Source organism: Pedobacter ginsenosidimutans, from assembly GCF_001442625.1.
In the GTDB taxonomy this organism is placed as follows: Bacteria; Bacteroidota; Bacteroidia; order Sphingobacteriales; family Sphingobacteriaceae; genus Pedobacter; species Pedobacter ginsenosidimutans.
Genome location: NZ_LMZQ01000014.1, coordinates 22,316 through 43,013, shown reverse-complemented (window position 1 = coordinate 43,013; position 20,698 = coordinate 22,316). Strand labels below are relative to the sequence as shown.

The following is a 20,698-nucleotide window of genomic DNA, read 5'->3' as shown; positions in this document are numbered from 1 at the left end:
ATGATCTCGTTAAATCTATTGGTTAAATGGAATTTTGATAACGTTAAAAGAATAAGGTTTTAAAGTGATGTTGAGTTTTTTGCCTTTTAGGTTAATAGCGCTTTTTTGTGGACTAACCGCTTGGGGATTTTCGAAAGAGTTGAGTTGATTTAGGTTACTGTTCGCTATTTCCTCTTTGGTGGCCTTACTCTTCAGTTTCATTTTTCCTTCCAGGTCGAAATCAATATTTTGTGCCTGATCGGAGTTGTTCGCAATTTTAATGATCAGTTCTTTTTTTGCCTGATCGGTTACTGCAGATGCGTAAAGGCCATCCTGACCGATAATGTTCTTCTCGTCAAGCGTAATCGAAATTACATCGGTTCCTTTATTCGTAGAAAACTGTTTCTGTACATAATAATCAGGTGTTCCGTACGATTTCAGGTTATCTACCCAGATCATATCGGGAGCCCATTGCCAGGCATCGATATGGGCGAAAAGCGGGGCATAAGAGGCCATCTGTACCACGTCGGCATTGCGCTCCAAACCTGTCATCAACGAGGCCGAAGCTAAAGCACTTTGCCAGTTGTTGCGGTTACTTCCAACTATACTATTGTCTGCATGTACGGCGTATTCGCCAACAAAAATCTTGGTTCCGTTTCTTGGGTAATTATCGTAACGGCCGGCATTTTTTAAAAACCAATCGGCAGGGCGGTAATAGTGTTCATCTATAAAATCGGCATTATTGCTTCTTAAAGTTGTGTTCAACAAATTAAAACGGTCGCCTTCGGGATCGGTACCAGAGCTGTTGATCAGTTTAAAATCGGGATACTTGGCTTTTATGGCTTTAGTGAAAATCGCCAGCCTTTCCAGGTACTGTGGGCCCCAGTTTTCGTTTCCAACACCCATCATTTTTAAATTGAAAGGTTTTGGATGGCCAAGATCTGCCCTCATTTTTCCCCATTTGGTTGTCACATCGCCATTGGCAAATTCGATCAGATCTAAAGCATCCTGTACATAAGGATCGAGTTCGTCAAGAGAGGCTACTTCCGCTGAATTAAACTGACAGGCCATGCCACAGTTTAATATCGGTAGCGCATCAGAACCTATATCTTCTGCCAGTTGGAAATATTCGAAAAAGCCCAAACCAAAACTCTGGTAATAATCAGGTGCGGGGCGGTGGGCAAATTCCGTATTCCAGCGGTTCATTAACAGTTGTCTGTTTTCAATCGGGCCGATGGTTTTTTTCCATTGATAACGATTGGCCAGGTCGGTGCCTTCTACAATGCAGCCGCCAGGGAAGCGGATAAAACCAGGTTTCATATCAGCAAGTAACTGTACCATATCGGCCCTTAATCCCTGCGGGCGGTTTTTCCAGGTGTCGCTGGGAAATAACGAAATCATATCCAGATCGATATTCCCTTTTCCCTGAAACCCAATAGCAAATTTTGCTTTTGGGTCGGTTTCTGTCGCGGTAAAACTTGCTGATTGTTTTTTCCAGTCGTTACCGGTTTGGTCGGGTGTTAAACTTCCCTGTCCGATAACTTTATTGTTTGCATCTTTTAGTAATAGCACAAGTTTAACCCCAGGAGTTGATTGACGGTACATCACAGAAAAATCGTAACGCAGGCCTTTTTTTACGCCAATGCCTTTAAAGCCTTCATTTACAAGCTCAAAATCGCCGGTTTGTTTTTTTACCTGCAAATATCGTGGATTGGCGGTATTCACCTCTTTTCGGTTCACCACCAATATTTCGCCTTCCTGTGGTTTTTTTGGTTGGAAAGTCCAGCCCATTAGCGGTTTTGCAAATTCGAAAGAGCGGTTTTTGATCAGTTCGGCATAAATGCCACCATCGGCGCCAAAGTTGATGTCTTCAAAAAAAACGCCCCACATGTTAGGCTGTACCTTGGCAATGGAATGGTCTGTTTTAACTTTGATCACTTTTGCAGTTTGTGCCTGTACTTCGGAAATGCATCCGATTCCAATTGTTGCATACGCTATGCATGCCGAAAACACACTTTTTACAGGGTAATTTAATTTCATACGGTTTAATATTTGGAAGATCCTAATGGTAAAAGTAAAATATTTAAAATAATAAACGTTATCTAAACATTTATTTTTTTGTCCATCCATGATTTTGTTGGTAAATTCTACAATCTTAGCATTTGGGAAAATGATACAAGCATCTCAAATATCGATTGAGATAGTAAAAGGGTTTAGTAAAGTAACTTTTTACTTGATGTTTAAAATTTATTGAGCAGAAACCTTTAAAATCTTTCCTATAACATATTGTCATCGTCAAAAAGCAGGATACTACAGGATGCACCTTAAAGATATACTATTTACATTCGACATGAATCATTCAATGGCTGCTACCCAGCAGCTGTTATGATCCACTAACCAATAACACATGATGAGCCTTCGTTTCTTCAATATTAAAATATTGACTATTTTATTCAGTAGGGCTTTTATGTGCAAAATGGCTGGCTCACTACTTGATAAAAGAACTATGAATCTTAAAAAATATACTTTGCTTGGCTTTTTAAGTGCAGCAACACTTTGTGGTTCGGCGCAACAAAAAGCTACAGATAAACAATCGGTTAAACTCTTTTTTGAGAAATCATACCTACAGGTAGACCGCAGTTATTACAGCACTGGCGAAGATGTATGGTTTAGCGCCTATTTGGTAAATGGAAAAAGCAGCAGTTTAACCGCTACCAGTAATAATTTATATGTGGAGCTGCTTTCGCCAAAATCGGAAGTTTTAGACCGGAAAATGATCAGGTTGGATGGTGGACTGGGAAAGGGAGATTTTAAACTGAAAGATTCTATTCCTTCTGGTTGGTACGCCATTAGGGCTTACACCAATTGGATGCGAAACTTTGGCGATGATTTTGTTTTTCAAAAACGGATCCACATTAGCAATAATATTATTGAAAACGCTTCTTATTTTACCCGAAATCCGGTCAAAAAAAACGATGTTTCCAATTCGAAAAAATCGATTGCCTTTTTCCCTGAAGGTGGATCGCTGGTTGAAGGATTAACCAGTATTGTAGCCTTTAAAACCAATGATGATATTGGAAATGGGGTTAAAGCCACAGGAAGTGTAATCTCATCAAAAGGAGATACCGTAACTACTTTTCAAAGTACCGATGCGGGAATGGGCATTTTCGCTTTTACACCCAAAACTGATGAGAAATATAAGGTTGAAGGATTTTATGGCAAAGAAAAATTTTCGTCGGAAATGCCCGTAAGTCTTAAAAAAGGCCTCTCATTACATGTCACTACTGATTCTTTAAATATCAAAGCAAGTATTAGTGCCAACGCGTTAATGTTCGGCGAGTTGAAGGATAAAAGCATTTCGCTGGTAATTAAACATGCGGGCGATAATATTTATTCCGGATCGATCAAATTAAGTAAAGCTATAGTATCAGTATCTATCCCAACAAAAGGTTTTCCGAATGGTATTGCAAGCATAACCCTGCTCGATGAACAGAACAGGCCTAATTGTGAACGGCTTATTTTTATACAAGACGAAAATAAGGTCAATTTCTCAATTACCCCAAACAAAGCAGCTTATAAACCAAGAGAGAAAGTGCTTATTAAGGTAAAAGCGACCAATTTTCTTGGTCAGCCAGCTAAAACAGCATTTTCCTTAGCTGCTGTTGATGGACTTATTCCAGATGATGGAAATGATATTGTTTCGTATCTGATGCTGCAATCGGAAGTAAAGGGAGATATTAAAAACGCTGCACAATATTTTGATGCTAAAAATCCATCTCGTTTAAAACAGCTCGACTTATTGTTGCTTACCCAGGGCTGGAGAGATTATATCTGGAGAAAACTGGCCGATTCGGCTATTAAAATAAGCTATTTGCCTGAGCCTGGCATCACAATTAAAGGAATGGTAAGAGAGAAACTGGCCGATAAACCCATTCCGAACATGAATATTACCCTGTTTGGATCCAACTTTACTGGCAATAAAATCTACACTACGAAAACCGATCAGAGCGGACGTTATTTTCTGGATGGACTCAGTTGGTATGGCAATCAAACGGTAAAAATTTCATCCAAAGATGATAAAGGAAAAAAGGGTGGTTGGCTGCAGATCGATACGCTGATTAAACCTTTAAATTTAGCGCCGTTAAAAACGATTTCATCTGGAATTTCGAACACCCTGAATGTAGAAATCGGTAAACGTATGGATTATAACCGGACTTACAAGTTTGGCGATTCGATCAGTCTTAACGATATTGAGATTAAAGCTGCTCAAAATAACAAGGTGGTTCTGTTTCAGGATGTACTTACCTCATTTGGTTATCCCGAGGAAGTTTTTAACATTACAGCAGCCGATTATTCTTACAAGGGATTGGAGCATTTTCTGTTAACAAAGGCTAAAGGAAGTTATCCGGCAGAAGAAAACGATAGTCTGGGGAATGAAGGGGTCACCTTTATTGCCAATGGAAAAAAAGTTAGGCCGGTGATTAAAGTTAACAACAGAGAAGAACTCTTTACCGAACGCTTAGATTATTACAGTTTAACCATGGATCAGATTAATCAGGTTAGAATTCAGCATTTATTAAATAGCACTGGAAAAGATGTGTACCTGATTAGCCTAAATTTGAAAGATGAGGCCTTGCGTGGACCAAATTTAGATTTGCTGAACCTCAATTTAAACGGTTATTATGCCGCAAGGACTTTTTATTCGCCTAATTATAGCAGTCCGGCAACACCGAATAAAGATTTACGTACTACTATTTTCTGGGTACCAGCTGTAAAAACCAACGAAAATGGCGAAGCAACTATCACCTATTTCAACGGAGATAACAAAGCCGACATTTTGATCAAAGCCGATGGAATTACCGACAAAGGAGTGGCCGTATCGGCGAAAACAGGCTATAAAGTTCAATAAATCATGAATCGATTATATTTTTTAATTAAGATTGTACATAAACCATGATCAAAACCATTACAGTTTCCTGCTTCATGATCAGCTTGTTCTTTGCTACACAGCTTTTCGCTCAGCGCCAAATGGAAAAATTGGGACGTGGTGTAATTGCTATACGACAAAATAGCGATTCTGTTTATATAGGCTGGCGGATGTTGGGTACCGATGCCGATGACATTGCTTTTAACCTGTACCGCAAAAGCGGAAATAATGAAGCCATAAAACTCAATCACGATCCCATTACCAAGAGCACTAATTTTGTAGATGCGGGGGTTAAATTCGATCTTCCGAACAGCTATTTTGTAAAACCCATTTTAAAAGGCAGTGAATTGGCAGCCAGTAAGTCTTTTACGTTGGCAGCCAAGCCACCTATTCAGCAATATTTAACCATTCCTTTAAAAACACCAGGGGGTTACACGCCTAACGATGCTTCGGTAGGCGATTTAGATGGAGATGGTGAATATGAAATTGTATTGCACCAAACTGGCCGGAGCAGGGATAACTCATCAAATGGTATCACCGATCCGCCGATTTTTCAGGCCTATAAATTAGATGGAACTTTTTTGTGGGAGATTAATTTGGGAAAAAATATTCGCGAAGGGGCCCATTACACCCAATTTATGGTGTACGATCTGGATGGTGACGGCATTGCCGAAATGGTATGTAAAACTGCCGACGGAACAGTAGATGGCAAGGGGAAAGTAATTGGCAATGCGACTAAAGATTGGCGTAACCCGAACGGTAAAATATTGGATGGTCCTGAATTTTTAACCGTATTTAGTGGTAAAACCGGAGAGGCATTAGCCACAACAGATTATATTCCTGCCCGTGGCAATATTGGCGCCTGGGGTGGTAGAGGTGGCAATGGAAAAAACGATAATACGGGTAACCGTGTAGATCGGTTCAACGCCTGCGTGGCCTATTTGGATGGGATCCATCCAAGTGTGGTGATGTGCCGGGGTTATTATGGCAGAACGGTTTTGGCGGCCTGGGACTGGCGTAATGGCAAACTAACTTCCAGATGGGTATTTGATAGTAAGGATAGTAAAAACCCTTTTTCTGGGCAGGGAAACCATAACCTAACCGTTGCTGACGTAGACCAGGACGGAAAAGACGAAATTATTTACGGTTCGATGTGTGTAGATGATAATGGAAAGGGATTGTACACTACGGGCTTAAGGCATGGCGATGCCATTCATGTTTCAGACCTTGATCCGGAACACCCAGGTTTGGAGGTTTTTGGTGTACACGAAATAGAAGAAGGTACAAAAGGCCCAGGAGCTGCGGTTTATGATGCTAAAACGGGCAAAATATTATGGGAAGGATCGCAAGATGAAGATGTGGGCAGAGGAGTAGCCGATAATATCGATAATACCCGTTTTGGCGCACAGATGTGGTGGTCGGGATCGAATGGATTATTTGATATCAAGGGCAATCGGATCGGTAATCAGCCCCGATCGACCAATTTTTTAATTTATTGGGATGGTGATTTATCAAGGGAACTTTTAGATGGCAACCGTATAGATAAGTACAATGTGGGGAGGCTTTTTACGGCAAATGGAGCTGTTTCTAACAACGGAACTAAATCTACCCCGGCTTTAAGTGCCGATATTTTTGGCGATTGGCGCGAAGAATTGATTTTAAGAGCCGAGGATAATCAAAGTTTAAGGATTTACAGCACCACTATTCCGACCGAATACCGCAACTATACCTTAATGCACGATCCACAGTACCGTTTAAGTATTGCCTGGCAAAACGATGGCTATAATCAGCCGCCGCATACGGGTTTCTATTTCGGTTTTGGTATGAAGAAAGCACCAAAACCTAACATTACTTTGATAGAACCGAAAAAATAAACGAATCCGAAACTATGACTAATAGCAGATTATATATTCTCATTTTTACATTTTTGTTTAGCTGCTATGCTACAATTGCACTATCGCAGGTAGTAAAAGAACAGGCGAGGGTAATAACACCTTTTGATCAGGACTGGAGCTTTAATCAAGGCGATGTTCAGGGCGCAGAAAAAGCTGATTTTGATCAAACCAAATGGCGGAAATTGAATGTTCCGCACGATTGGAGTATCGAAGGGACTTACGATAAAGCCAATTTAACTGCCCGTGGCGGTGGCTATTTGCCTTCGGGCATTGGTTGGTACCGCAAAAGTTTCAATCTTGATGAAAGCTTTGCGAAAAAGAAAGTAACAATCGAATTTGATGGCGTAATGGCCAATAGTGAGGTATGGATTAATGGATTTTATCTAGGCAAGCGCCCTTATGGCTATATTAGTTTTACTTACGATTTGAGCAAACACTTAAAATTTGGTAAAGGCAAAACAAATGTGATTGCGGTAAAAGCCGATAATACTGTACAACCTGCTTCGCGTTATTATACCGGTGCCGGAATTTACAGGCATGTGCGTTTAGTGGCAACAGATGCCGTTCATATTGCAGATTGGGGTGTTTACGTCACTACGCCAGATGTTACCACGCAAAAAGCTACGGTTAAAGTAAAAACAAACCTTATAAACGAATCTGCCCAAAGTACTCAGGTTACTGTAGAAACAGCTGTTTTAGATCCTGCCGGAAAAATTGTTAAAACTGCCCAGAGCAAGCAAACCATCGCTGCGGGTAAAAATATTAATGTAGATCAGGATATTGTTGTGACCAATCCAAAACTTTGGAACCTGGAAAGTCCGGATTTGTATAAAACCTTAACCAAGATAACCGTAAATGGAAAAGTTATCGATGATCAGTTGAATACCTTCGGCATCAGGGCTTTTAAGTTTGATGCAGCAATAGGTTTCTGGTTAAATGGCGAAAACTTTAAGTTAAAAGGAGCTTGCCTGCATCATGATGGTGGTGCAGTTGGTGCAGCAGTGCCGTTAAGCGTGTGGAAATTCCGTTTAGAACGCTTGAAAGAAGTAGGGGTAAACGCCATCAGAACTGCTCATAATCCCGTTGCGCCAGAATTTTTGGATTTATGCGACCAACTGGGCTTTTTGGTGATGGATGAAACATTCGATACCTGGAACTCGGCAAAAAATAATGGCGAAAAAGGTTACAATAGATTTTTTACCGAATGGTGGGAGCGCGATACGCGCGATATGGTGATGCGCGACCGTAATCACCCATCCATCATAATTTACAGTGTTGGGAACGAAATCCATGATGATTTAAACAGCCCGGAGGGATTCAAAAAATATGAAGATCAGCAAGATCTTATTCACCTACTCGATCCAAGCCGTCCGGTAACCATGGCGCTTTTCCGTCCGGCCAATTCGAAGGTTTACACTAATGGGTTTGCCGAAACTATGGATGTTGTTGGACAGAATTACCGTGAAAATGAATTGGTAGCCCTGCACAATCAAAAACCGAATTTAAAAGTAATCGGCACCGAAAATACACATGTAATTCAGCAATACTTGGCACTTCGCGATAATCCTTTTATGGCAGGCCAGTTCCTTTGGACGGGTTTTGATTATCTTGGAGAAGCCGATTGGCCTCAGATTACCAATGGACAGGGTTTGTTCGATAGGATTGGCAGTTGGAAACAGCAAAGTTTACAGCGCCAGAGCTGGTGGTCGGAGAAACCTGTTGTACACATTGTTCGCAGAGAAGATAATGCTGGCGCTGGTGCCTGGATCAACAATTGGACACCTACCGATTTCGATACTTACGATGATGCAAAAGTTGCCATTTATAGCAATTGTGAAGAAGTTGAACTTTTTTTAAATGGTAAATCGCTGGGCAGCAAACCTAAACCAACTGATGATTCTCCACGTTTATGGGATGTAACCTTCGAGAAAGGCAGTATTAAAGCGGTTGGTAAAAATAAAGGCAAAATAGTTTCATCAGAAGAACTTAAAACCGCAGGTGTGCCAGCTAAAATTATATTATCGGTTGATAAAAACAAAATCAGTAACAGCTGGGATGACGTGGCTTTTGTAACTGCAAAAATTTACGATGAAAATGGAAATATTTGCCCAAATGCGGATCAGTTGATCAAGTTTACCATTTCGGGCAGTGGAATTATCGATGCTGTTGATAATGGCAATATAACCAGTCATGAAATGTATAAAGCAACACAGCGTCATGCCTATCAAGGTGTTTGTATGGCCAATATTAAAGGTAATATGCCCGGAACCGTCGAAATTAAGGCCTCTGCTGATGGTTTGGAAAGCGGTGCAATAAAATTAGAAGTGGGTAATAAATAATGTCGGTCTTTGAGACTGTGTAATAAATATAGATTTGTCATCCTGTCCAAGGGACTCCTGCGGAGAGCCTGTCGAAAGAATTTTTTAAATATGCTTTGAGGTGTTTCGACAAGCTCAACATGACAGTTCCTGAAGAGAAATTGCCAAAGGATGCAGGACAACAATAAATAACATTTATAAAATAGTTAACATTGATAATAATAAAATGAAGCTTAAACCCATAAAACTACTTACCGCAATAGCCATCATCTTTTTGGCTTCGGCATTTATAAAAGGCAACAAACCCGCATTACACACTATTGGCGATTCTACAGTCCGCAACTCAAACAAAGAAACATGGGGCTGGGGAACACCGATTGCTTCCCTATTTGATACGACAAAAATCCATGTAGAGAATAATGCAATGGCCGGAAGAAGTACCCGTACCTTTTTATCGGAGGGCAGATGGGACAAAGTTTTGGAAACATTAAAACCAGGTGATTTTGTTACCATGCAATTCGGTCACAATGATGGAAGTGTTCCTGATACCACAAAAGCAGGTAGAAGAGGCGTATTAAAAGGAACCGGCGAAGAAACCAAAGTATTAACCTGGCCGGATGGAAAAGTAGAAACCGTGCATACTTATGGTTGGTATATCCGCAAATTTGTTCGTGAAACCAAAGCAAAGGGTGCTACGCCTATTGTACTTTCCATGATCCCCAGAAATATTTTTAAAGATGGTAAAGTGCTTCGGGCCAATAACGATTTCGGAAAATGGGCAGCTGATGTAGCCAAAGAAGAAAATGCCTATTTTGTAGACCTGAATAAAATAACGGCTGATAAATATGATGCGCTTGGTCCGGATAAGGTAAAACTGTATTTCCCCGGCGACCATACCCACACCAATTTAGAAGGCGCAAAAGTTAACGCTGCCTCTGTTGTAGAAGGAATCAGGGAATTGAAAGACTGTGATTTGAAAAAGTATCTAAAAGACTAGAAGTCGGAGGTCCGAAAGTCCGGTGTCCGAAGACTAAGGAGTATAGCAAATCACCCATAAATCAATCTGAGTAATCTAATAATCTGTGTAATCATCCCGAAGGTAATAACCATGAAATCAACTAAATCATACCTGAATCTAATTCTCTTAACCACATTCATTATTTTTTCTTCCTGCATTATCTTAAAACAGCAGGCAAAGCCCACTTTATTCCTCATTGGCGATTCGACTGTTAAAAACGGAAAAGGCAAAGGCGATGGCGCTTTATGGGGCTGGGGAAGTTTTATCGGAGATTTATTTAATTCCGAAAAAATCAATGTAGAAAACAATGCACTTGGCGGTACCAGCAGCCGTACTTTTCAAACCAATGGTTTGTGGGATGCTGTTTTGGCAAAAGTAAAAAAAGGCGATTTCGTGATGATGCAGTTTGGCCATAACGATAGCAGCCCATTAGACGATACCGCCCGTGCCCGTGGTACCATAAAAGGTATCGGAACAGAGCGTAAGGAAATTTACAATCCAATCAAGAAAAAGCAGGAAGTGGTATATACCTACGGTTGGTACCTGCGCAAATTTATCAGCGATATTAAAGCTAAAGGAGCAACGCCGATTGTTTGCTCACCAATTCCGCGCAATCCGGTTAAAGATAATGCTATAGTTTTAGCCAACGATAGTTATGCAGGTTGGGCCGAAGAAGTTGCAAAGGCCGAAAAAGTCGATTTTATTCCATTGAATCAGATCATTAAAGATAAATATGCTGCTTTAAGCGCGACTGAGGTGAAGGCATTTTTTACCGAGAAAGACCATACGCACACCAATGAAGCAGGAGCGAAGTTAAATGCAGTTGCTGTTGTAGAAGGCCTAAAGAAATTAAAAAACAATAAACTGAATAGCTACCTGAAATAAGCTACCGAGCAGGATACTACAGGATGCTTTCCTGCCGACATTGTGTTATTTTAACCGCCTAACCAAATACCAGCGGTAATAAACCGTCCAATTCTATGCAGATACAGGTTAACCGAGTTTTCAAAGTGCTGATAGGCATTGCTTTTATATTTTTAAGCATCGCGCAGATACATGCCCAAAGCATTTCGCTTGCCGGCAAATGGCGCTTCAAGATGGATGCTAAAGATGAAGGTATAAAAGGAAAATGGTATTCAACCGTTCTTCCCGAATCAGTTAATCTGCCAGGCTCGATGGCCGAAAACTTAAAGGGCGATGACATTACCCTCAAAACAAAATGGACCGGGAGTATTTACGATAGTTCGTACTTTTTTCATCCCCGTTTAGAAAAATACCGTAAACCAGGTAACCTGAAAATACCTTTCTGGTTAACTCCCGCCAAACATTATACAGGTGCTGCATGGTATCAAAAAGATATCGAAATTCCTGCCAATTGGAAGGGTAAAAGACTGGTGTTATCTTTAGAATATCCTCATTCAGAAACAAGGGTTTGGATAGATGATATCGAAATCGGAACGCAGTATACCTTTGTAGTTGCGCAAAATTTCGAACTCCCGGCAAATCTAAAAGCAGGAAAACATACCATCACTTTATTGATCGATAACCGTATCAAAACGATAAATGTGGGACAGGATTCACATAGTTTAACCGATCACACTCAAGGAAACTGGAATGGCGTAGTTGGAAAAATGGAGGTAATTGCCGGTTCGCCTGTTTATTTTGAAGATATTCAGGTTTACCCCGATTTAAAAAATAAGTCTGCCAAGGTTAAAATCCAGCTTAAAGCCAATGCTAAGCAATCCTCTACCGGAAAAATTACGCTTGCCGCTACAACTTTCAATACCAAAAATTCGTTTCAGGTTAAGCCTGTAACAGCAGCTTACCAAATTACAAATGGTGACGGTGCTTTGGAAATCAATTTGCCAATGGGCGATAAAATAGCCACCTGGGATGAGTTCGATCCGGCATTATACCGTTTAACAGCAACTTTACTATCGAAAGATGGCAAAAAAGACGAGAAAAAGCTACAATTTGGCATGCGTGAGTTTAAAGCCGTAGGCAGAACTTTTGAAATTAACGGTCGCCCGGTTTTTTTACGCGGCACCGTTAACAATTGCGAATTTCCTTTAACAGGTTATCCATCAATGGATGTTGCCGCATGGGTACGCATTTTTAAAATTTCGAAAGCTCATGGATTAAACCACATGCGTTTCCATTCGTTTTGTCCGCCAGAAGCCGCTTTTATTGCTGCAGATCAAATCGGCTTTTACCTTCAGCCAGAAGGACCAAGCTGGGCCAATCATGGTTCATCTATCGGAGATGGAAAACCGATTGATCAGTTTATTTATGATGAAACCAACCGCATGACCAAAAACTATGGCAATTATGCATCCTTTTGTATGATGGCCTATGGAAATGAACCACGTGGCAAACAAGTGGAGTACCTTACTAAATTCAATAATTATTGGAAAGCCAAAGATTCAAGAAGATTATATACTGGGGCATCAGTGGGTGGTAGCTGGCCAGTTATTCCGAATAATGAATTTATGGTTAGGGCTGGTGCCAGGGGTTTAGATTGGGGCAGAAAACCAGAAAGTATTTCAACCTATGCCAAACAGATCGAACAATTTACAGTGCCTTTTATAGCACACGAAATGGGGCAGTATTGTGCTTTCCCCAATTTCGAAGAAATAAAAAAATATACAGGTGTTTATCGAGCGAAAAACTTCGAAATGTTTCAGGAAGATCTTAAAGACCACGACATGGCCGATCAAGGACACGATTTTTTAATGGCTTCGGGTAAATTACAAGCCCTTTGTTATAAAAATGAAATCGAAAAAGCATTGCGAACGCCGAATTACAATGGCTATCAGTTATTGTCGCTAAATGATTATCCAGGACAGGGAACAGCACTTGTTGGTGTTTTAGATGCCTTTTGGGATGAAAAAGGTTATATCAGCACTAAAGAATTCAAACGTTTTTCTAACAGCACAGTGCCTTTGCTAAAAGTTTCAAAATTTGTTTTTACCAATAACGAAACCTTAGCAGCCGCAGTAGAAGTGGCACATTTTGGAAAGGCACCAATTGAAAATGCAAAACTCTCGTGGACACTCAAGGATGAAAGCGGCACAAATGTGGCAAAAGGTAATTTCAATCCTAAAACCTTAGCGGTTACCAATTGTATTGCCATTGGAGAAATCAAATTTTCATTAAATAGTATTACAAAAGCAACAAAACTAAAACTGGAGATTACCATTGATGGAACTGAATTTGCGAACGACTGGAGTTTCTGGGTTTACCCTGCACAATTGCCACAGGTTAAAAGCAATGTGTATTACTGCACCAGTTTAGATGACAAAGCCCAATCCGTTTTGGCCGAGGGAGGCAATGTCTTTCTCAATGCAGCAGGCAAAGTGGTGAAAGGGAAGGAAGTGGTGCAAACTTTTCTGCCTGTTTTTTGGAATACATCGTGGTTTAAAATGCGTCCACCACATACTTTAGGTATTTTGTGTGATCCAAAACACGCCGCTTTTAACAACTTTCCGACAGATTTTCACAGCGATATGCAGTGGTGGGAAATCGTAAACAAATCGCAGGTGATGAACCTCGAAGATTTTCCTTCAGGATTTAAGCCAATAATTCAGCCGATCGACACCTGGTTTTTAAACCGCCGTTTGGCATTAGTTTTCGAAGCAAAAGTAGGTAAGGGGAAATTAGTGGTTTCGAGTGCCAACCTCTCACCTGATTTAAAAGATGCACCTGCTGCGCAACAACTTTATTTCAGTTTGCAGCAATATATGACGTCTGCCCAGTTTAATCCAAAATATGAAGTGGCCTTTAATACTGTAAAGGATATCTTCGAAAGTCCATCGAAAATTCAGTTCGATACCTTTACAAAAGATAGTCCGGACGAGTTAAAACCAAAACCAAAAACCAATTAAGATAAGCGAAATACCACCATGAAGAAATTTATATTCAGCGCTGCAATAATATTCAGTATATCTATCCAGCTACTTTTGGCACAGAAAATCCCTAATAAAAAAGAGGTTTTAAAAGTATTAAAGTCTACTAACGCTTATTTTATGAATAAGTGGCCTGATGCCGGGAAATCGATTATAACCAACAGGGAGCGGCCAAGCAATATCTGGACAAGAGCCGTGTATTACGAAGGATTGATGAATCTTTATAAAATCCATCCTGAAAAAGAATATTACGATTATGCCGTTCAATGGGGCCAAAAACACAATTGGGGTTTAAGAAACGGGATTACTACAAAAAATGCCGACGATCAGGCCTGTGGGCAGACCTATATAGATCTTTACCTGATTGATAAACAACCCGAACGCATTAAAGACATTAAAGCTTCTATCGATCTGGTAATCAAATCGGGCAAGGTAAACGATTGGACATGGATTGATGCGATCCAAATGGGCATGCCTGTTTTTGCTAAACTTGGTAAATTATACAACGATACCACCTACTACAATTACATGTATAAAATGTATATGCATTCCAAAAATACGGAGGGTGGAGGTTTATACAACGCTAAAGATGGTCTTTGGTGGCGCGATAAAGATTTTGTGCCTCCTTATAAAGAACCAAATGGCGAAGACTGTTATTGGGCCAGAGGAAATGGATGGGTTGTGGCTGCATTGGTACGTGTATTGGAAATTATCCCTGAAAATGAAGTTCACCGCAACGAATATTTAAAAACCTATCACGAAATGATCAAAGCTTTGGTACCAATCCAACGCACTGATGGTTTCTGGAATGTAAGTTTACATGATGCGACACATTTTGGTGGTAAAGAAACTTCGGGCACTGCTTTATTTGTATACGGCATGGCCTGGGGCGTAAATCAGGGTATTTTAGATAAGGCTACTTATTTGCCTATCATCACCAAAGCCTGGAATGCCATGACCAAAGATGCTGTTCAAAAAAATGGCTTTATCGGTTATATGCAAGGTACAGGTAAAGAACCAAAAGACGGGCAGCCTGTAAGTTATACCAGCGTACCTGATTTTGAAGATTATGGTCTGGGTTGTTTCTTATTGGCCGGAACAGAAGTATACAAGCTTAAAAAGTAATTAAAATGAATTTCAGAAATTTAGGGCCGTTATTGATGTTGTTGTTTTTGTTGCCCAAACAAAATATGGCGCAAAGGGCGGGCATTGCTGTTTCTGAAATTAACAGTGTTTCATCTTTCCCGATTGTGGATGGAGGAAAAGCAGCATCAATTTACATCGATGAAAAAGATGCCGAAGTTGTTGGTATCGCTGCCGAAGCGTTTAAAGACGATATTCATTTATTAACAGGGACAACAAGCCAGGTTTTGAAAAGTAATCCTGCTTTAAGTACTTATTCCATCATTATCGGTACCATGGGGCAGTCGCTTTACATCGATCAATTGGTTAAAACTGGGAAAATCAATAGGATTGCTTTAGCAGGCAAATGGGAAACTTTTTCTGTTTCAGTGATCGAAAATCCCTTAAAAGGCGTGAAAAGAGCATTGGTAATTGCCGGTAGTGATAGACGTGGGACTGCTTATGGCGTTTTTCAACTTTCGCGGATGCTTGGGGTATCCCCGCTATGTTGGTGGGCGGATGTGAAACCGGCAACAAAAAAATCGTTATACGTAAAAGCTGGTCAGCCTTTGGTAGAATCACCATCGGTTAAATACCGCGGTATTTTTATCAATGATGAAGATTGGGGCATTCAGCCCTGGGCCGCTAAAATGATGGATACCGATGTGAAAGATATCGGCCCAAAAACCTATACCAAAATATTCGAGCTGCTGCTCAGGCTAAAAGCTAATTACATCTGGCCGGGCATGCATCCTTCAACCAAAGCCTTTTATTACTATGCCAACAATCCGGTAATGGCCGATAAATATGCCATAGTTTTAGGTTCCAGTCACTGCGAACCCATGCTGCGGAATAATGTTTTCGAATGGGCAGAGAATTTTGAGCACGAATACGGTAAAAAACCAGGCGAATGGCGTTATGATCTGAATAAAAATGAAATTGCAAACTATTGGACCGACCGTGTAAAACAGGCAAAAAATTACGAATCGATTTATACTGTGGGGATGCGCGGTATTCACGATGGCAGCATGCCGGGTCCAAAGGATAAAAATGCAAAGGTAAAACTGCTGGGAGAAGTGATTGCCGACCAAAGAACGATTTTGAGTAAAAACATTACAAAGCCTGTGAGTTCAATTCCGCAGATTTTTTGCCCTTACAAAGAGGTTCTTTCCTTATATCAGGCCGGATTAAAACTGCCTGATGACGTAACGATCGTTTGGGCCGACGATAATCATGGTTATATCCGCCAGCTTTCGAACCCTGAAGAGCAAAAACGCTCGGGTGGAAGCGGGGTGTATTATCATATTTCTTATTGGGGTGCGCCGCAAGATTATTTGTGGCTTTCTTCAATTTCTCCATCGTTGATTTCGTACGAGTTAAGCAAAGCTTACCAGTATAAAGCCGACCGCCTTTGGGTGATAAATGTGGGTGATATTAAGCCTGCCGAAATGGAAACGCAGTTTGCCATGGATTTGGCCTGGAATGTAAACCAATGGAAACCCGAAAATGCGGATAATTATGCCGAAAGCTGGGCTGCTGAGACTTTCGGTGCCAAATTTGCAAAACCCATTGCCGAAATAAAGGCTGTTTATTACCGCTTGGCGCATGCTGCTAAGCCAGAGCATATGGCCAGTGTTAATTTTACCGATGCCCAGGCCGAAGAACGTTTGGATGCTTATCAAAAGATTTATGACCAAGCTAAAAGCTTAAATGATCAGATGCCAGCACGTTTGAAAGATGCTTATTTTGAATTGATTATGTATCCTGTTGAAGGTGCCATGCTGATGAACCAGAAGATTTTATACGCAAAGAAAAGTCTGTTTTTAGCCGCAAACGGCGATCAATCGGCCTTAACTTATTCGAAAAAATCAAAAGCTGCTTTTGAGCAGATCCAGTTGATTACCAAAAAATACAATGAAGAAATTGCAGGCGGCAAATGGAACGGAATGATGAGCTGGAAACCACGCGATTTAGCCGTTTTTAAAATGCCTAAAGTGGCCGATTCTGTAACGGCGAAATCATCAGGCATTGCCACTAAATCTGAAAATAAAATTATTGTAGGTGCGGCTAAATATGTCGAGAAATCAGTGCCGAAGGGTCTATCTTTACAAACCCTAAAAGGACTTGGTTTAGGTGGTGATGGTATTTCTCTTTATCCTTTTACTTTTAAGCCATTCGGGGAAACAGCGCTTCAAAATGCCGCCTTTACTATTTACGAAGTTGATTTCAACACACAAGGCGAACACCAGATCGAAGTGAAATGTTTACCTACCCAGGGCGTTAATAATGGTATTAAAGTGCGTTATGCTGTTTCTGTAAATAACGACAAGCCGCAGGTCATTAATATTTCTCCGGCTTCAGAAAATAATATCTGGAAACAGAATGTATTACAGGGTTATGCATCGGGCATAACCAAACACGAGATTAATAAAACAGGTAAATCGACTGTGAAAATTTATATGCTCGATCCGGGCTTGGTAATTAACCAGTTGGAAATACAATAAATATGATGAAGAAACTTTTAGCTTTTGCCCTATCCTTAATTTTTATGCTTGCCTTCGCCAGCGCACAAAGTATTGGCGATTATAAATCTGGTTTTAAGAAAACGGGCAATACCGTTTCATTTTTAACTACAAAAGGAGAAGTGAAATTGGAGTTCTGTACACCAGAAATCTTCAGGATCAGAACCAGTTGGAACGGGAAATTCGAAGCCAACGAAAACCTGATGGTGATTAACTACAACTGGGCTAATGTAGCGGTTAAAGTTTCAGATAAAAAGGATCATTTTTTACTTGGTACCTCAAAATTGGTGGTTAAATTATACAAAACCCCTTTCAGGATTGATGTTTTTGACGTCACAGGTAAATTGCTGAGCAGCGAAGTCAATGGAGGGATAGTTAAAGAAAATACACAGGTTGGGGTAAGCAAAAAACTGCAGGCCGATGAGCATTTCTTTGGTTTTGGCGAGCGCATGGATTTTATGGACCGCCGCTTTAAAAAAGTAACCTTAAATGTTGGGCGTGGTAAAGGTTTGCCGCATGCCATTGGTGCTTATAATATATTGGAAGCCAATTATTGTCCTGTTCCGTTTTTTATGAGTACAAAAGGTTATGGCATTTTCTTCCATAATTCTTTTGCTACCGAATGGGATATGGGTGCTTCTAAAAAAGATCAGTATAGTTTCAAGGCTGCTGATGGTGAATTGGATTACTATTTCATGTACGGACCAACTTTTCCGGCTATTTTAGATCATTATACCAGTATTACCGGCAAATCGCCGATGTTGCCGCAGTTTGCTTTAGGCTTACATGCAGGTACGTACAGTGGTGGTACATGGGGCCATGAGGCACAAACTTCCGATCATTATGTGGTTGAGTTGGCAAAGAAATACCGGTCGTTAGGCATTCCGGTTGATCTGCTTTGGTTAGATTCTACCTGGAGGTTATTTGGCGAAAATGGAGGTAAAGGTGCAACTTCTTTCGAATGGAGAGAAACCTTTAAAGATCCAAAATCGATGTTCGATAGTCTTTACGCCATGAACTATAAAATGGTTGGATTGCATCTGCGTCCACGGTTTGATAATGCCAAAAAGTTAAATCTGTTAGATCAGGCCAGAGCACAAGGTTATACTTATCCTGAAAATGGTAAACCCGGCGAATTTGTAAACTTTTTTGATGAAAAGGCAACGCAATGGTGGTGGGATAATGGCGTAATGCGGGTAGCAAAATTAGGTGCTAAATTTCTGAAAACCGATGAAGGCAGTGCGTTTGGATCTTTAGCCAACGAAAGTGAGAAGGTTGGTCCAACAGGGAAAGATGCAGAACGTTTGCACAATCTTTTTCCAATAGCTTATGCCAAAGCACCGTTTTTGGAGTTCGAAAAGTTTAACGGTTTTAGGGGATTAAATCAAACCAGGGAGGGTTATTCGGGCATTCAACGTTATCCGTATATTTTTGCAGGCGATTGGCCTAGTGAATGGCAATACTTTGCTCCGGTAATTAAAGCCGGACTAAATGTTGGTCTTTCGGGTGTAGGTTCCTGGGCACATTGTATGGGCGGTTTCGAACATCAGGCCGATCCGGAGCTATATATCCGTTGGGTGCAGTTTGGGATGTTTAGCCCGATTGCACTTGTTTTTGGGATGGATCACCCCGGTTATAAAGAACCCTGGAAATATGGTGAAGATGCTTTGCGTAATTTCAAAAAATACGATCTGTTACGTTACCGTTTGTTTCCTTATATGTATACTAGTATGCATCAGCAATACGAAACAGGTTTGCCAATGATGAGGGCTTTGGTACTCAACCATCAGGATGATGAAAATGTATACGAAATTGGCGATCAGTACCTGTTTGGAGATAACTTAATGGTTGCCCCGGTAACCACCAAAGGCGCCGTTACCCGTTCGGTTTATCTACCCGAAGGTAGCTGGTTTAACTACTGGACGAGCGAAAAATACGAAGGCAAAAGTTATCATCATGTCGTAGCACCTTTAGATACCATTCCTTTGTTTGTAAAGGCAGGAAGTATTATTCCGATGCAGCCAGAAATGGCCTACAGTGGTGAAAAACCTGTTGATGTGATTACCCTGGATGTTTTTCCTCATGGATTATCTAAATATGATATGTACGAGGACGATAATTTAAGTGCTGCATACAAAACAGGGAACTTTGCTTTAACGAAGATCACTTCTTCTTTAACAGCATCGGATTTAACACTGAAAGTGGCTAAGCCAGCAGGTAATTTTAAGCCAACTAAACATAAATACCTGGCTAAAATACATTGGACAGGAAAGGCAGATCCAAATGGTGTCTCAGAAAATGGTATTAAATTGAAAGTTTTAAAAACACCAGATCAATTGGATAAAACTGAGGGTTGGTTTTATGATGCAAAGAATAAAATACTTTGGGTTAAATCAGCCGGAGATAACAGTGCTGATTTGAGCTTTGTAGTGAATTGATAGGTGGTTAGTTCCTCGGTTTGTGTCCCCACAGACTGAAACTGAACGATTTCAGTTTGGGTATAAAATACATAATTTTAGCGGTTCGTGGGGACACGAACCTCGGCGGAAGCTTTGTCGTGAATTAATGGGTGGTTTGTGCCTCGGTCTGTGTCCCCACAGACCGAAACTGAGCGATTTCAGTTTGGGTATAAAATACATAATTTTAGCGGTTCGTGGGGACACGAACCACGGCGAGGAAAATTCTTAAAAAAAACGAAAACATGAAAATTGCATTCAAAATGAAACTTAAACCCGGTTTTGAAACAGAATACAAAAAGCGCCATGATGAGATCTGGCCAGAGTTATCTGCTTTGTTAAAAGAAAATGGGATCAGCGATTATTCTATTTTTTTAGATGAAGGAACCAATATACTTTTTGCCGTGCAACAACAAAATGGAAGCTCCTCGCAAGATTTGGGCAGCACCCAGATTGTACAGAAATGGTGGGCATACATGGCCGATATTATGGAAACCAATGCCGATAATTCTCCAAAAACATTTCCTTTAGAAATGGTATTCCATTTAGATTAAAA

General features: G+C 40.6%; 11 protein-coding genes. 10 read left to right on the top strand and 1 reads right to left on the bottom strand.

Going from position 1 to position 20,698, the window contains the following annotated elements:
- Positions 1–15 precede the first annotated feature (15 nt).
- A complete protein-coding gene (locus ASU31_RS17380; protein ID WP_083505419.1) occupies positions 16–2,019 on the bottom strand; it encodes an alpha-L-arabinofuranosidase C-terminal domain-containing protein in 2,004 nt (667 codons plus the stop codon).
- Between the two features lie 466 nt (positions 2,020–2,485).
- Between ASU31_RS17380 and ASU31_RS17375 the strand changes: the two genes are divergently transcribed.
- From ASU31_RS17375 to rhaM, 10 genes are all read left to right on the top strand, one after another.
- Positions 2,486–4,888 (top strand): carboxypeptidase-like regulatory domain-containing protein, encoded by a 2,403-nt coding sequence (locus ASU31_RS17375; protein WP_167346200.1) that lies wholly within the window; start codon positions 2,486–2,488, stop codon positions 4,886–4,888.
- Positions 4,889–4,932: 44 nt separating this feature from the next.
- Complete coding sequence (locus tag ASU31_RS17370; protein ID WP_083505414.1) at positions 4,933–6,780, top strand: rhamnogalacturonan lyase; 1,848 nt, start codon at positions 4,933–4,935, stop codon at positions 6,778–6,780.
- A 14-nt stretch (positions 6,781–6,794) separates the two neighbouring features.
- Positions 6,795–9,140 (top strand): glycoside hydrolase family 2 TIM barrel-domain containing protein, encoded by a 2,346-nt coding sequence (locus ASU31_RS17365; protein ID WP_083505413.1) that lies wholly within the window; start codon positions 6,795–6,797, stop codon positions 9,138–9,140.
- A 205-nt stretch (positions 9,141–9,345) separates the two neighbouring features.
- Positions 9,346–10,116: a rhamnogalacturonan acetylesterase gene (locus ASU31_RS17360; RefSeq protein WP_057933549.1), complete on the top strand. Its 771-nt coding sequence runs from the start codon at positions 9,346–9,348 to the stop codon at positions 10,114–10,116.
- Between the two features lie 111 nt (positions 10,117–10,227).
- Positions 10,228–11,022, top strand: coding sequence for a rhamnogalacturonan acetylesterase (locus tag ASU31_RS17355; protein ID WP_057933548.1), 795 nt, complete (start codon positions 10,228–10,230; stop codon positions 11,020–11,022).
- A gap of 95 nt (positions 11,023–11,117) precedes the next feature.
- Complete coding sequence (locus tag ASU31_RS17350) at positions 11,118–14,021, top strand: exo-beta-1,4-galactosidase (RefSeq protein WP_057933547.1); 2,904 nt, start codon at positions 11,118–11,120, stop codon at positions 14,019–14,021.
- 18 nt (positions 14,022–14,039) lie between these two features.
- Positions 14,040–15,167: a glycoside hydrolase family 88/105 protein gene (locus ASU31_RS17345; protein WP_057933546.1), complete on the top strand. Its 1,128-nt coding sequence runs from the start codon at positions 14,040–14,042 to the stop codon at positions 15,165–15,167.
- Positions 15,168–15,172: 5 nt separating this feature from the next.
- A complete protein-coding gene (locus ASU31_RS17340; protein WP_057933545.1) occupies positions 15,173–17,668 on the top strand; it encodes a glycosyl hydrolase 115 family protein in 2,496 nt (831 codons plus the stop codon).
- A gap of 2 nt (positions 17,669–17,670) precedes the next feature.
- A complete protein-coding gene (locus ASU31_RS17335) occupies positions 17,671–20,124 on the top strand; it encodes a glycoside hydrolase family 31 protein (protein ID WP_057933544.1) in 2,454 nt (817 codons plus the stop codon).
- A 263-nt stretch (positions 20,125–20,387) separates the two neighbouring features.
- A complete protein-coding gene (gene rhaM, locus ASU31_RS17330; RefSeq protein ID WP_057933695.1) occupies positions 20,388–20,696 on the top strand; it encodes an L-rhamnose mutarotase in 309 nt (102 codons plus the stop codon).
- Positions 20,697–20,698: the final 2 nt, after the last annotated feature.

What these genes read in the sequence shown, in the direction of transcription:
- ASU31_RS17380 (WP_083505419.1), bottom strand. Translation starts at nt 2,019, where the DNA reads ATGAAATTAAATTACCCTGTAAAAAGTGTGTTTTCGGCATGCATAGCG.
- ASU31_RS17375 (WP_167346200.1), top strand. Translation starts at nt 2,486, where the DNA reads ATGAATCTTAAAAAATATACTTTGCTTGGCTTTTTAAGTGCAGCAACA.
- ASU31_RS17370 (WP_083505414.1), top strand. Translation starts at nt 4,933, where the DNA reads ATGATCAAAACCATTACAGTTTCCTGCTTCATGATCAGCTTGTTCTTT.
- ASU31_RS17365 (WP_083505413.1), top strand. Translation starts at nt 6,795, where the DNA reads ATGACTAATAGCAGATTATATATTCTCATTTTTACATTTTTGTTTAGC.
- ASU31_RS17360 (WP_057933549.1), top strand. Translation starts at nt 9,346, where the DNA reads ATGAAGCTTAAACCCATAAAACTACTTACCGCAATAGCCATCATCTTT.
- ASU31_RS17355 (WP_057933548.1), top strand. Translation starts at nt 10,228, where the DNA reads ATGAAATCAACTAAATCATACCTGAATCTAATTCTCTTAACCACATTC.
- ASU31_RS17350 (WP_057933547.1), top strand. Translation starts at nt 11,118, where the DNA reads ATGCAGATACAGGTTAACCGAGTTTTCAAAGTGCTGATAGGCATTGCT.
- ASU31_RS17345 (WP_057933546.1), top strand. Translation starts at nt 14,040, where the DNA reads ATGAAGAAATTTATATTCAGCGCTGCAATAATATTCAGTATATCTATC.
- ASU31_RS17340 (WP_057933545.1), top strand. Translation starts at nt 15,173, where the DNA reads ATGAATTTCAGAAATTTAGGGCCGTTATTGATGTTGTTGTTTTTGTTG.
- ASU31_RS17335 (WP_057933544.1), top strand. Translation starts at nt 17,671, where the DNA reads ATGATGAAGAAACTTTTAGCTTTTGCCCTATCCTTAATTTTTATGCTT.
- rhaM (WP_057933695.1), top strand. Translation starts at nt 20,388, where the DNA reads ATGAAAATTGCATTCAAAATGAAACTTAAACCCGGTTTTGAAACAGAA.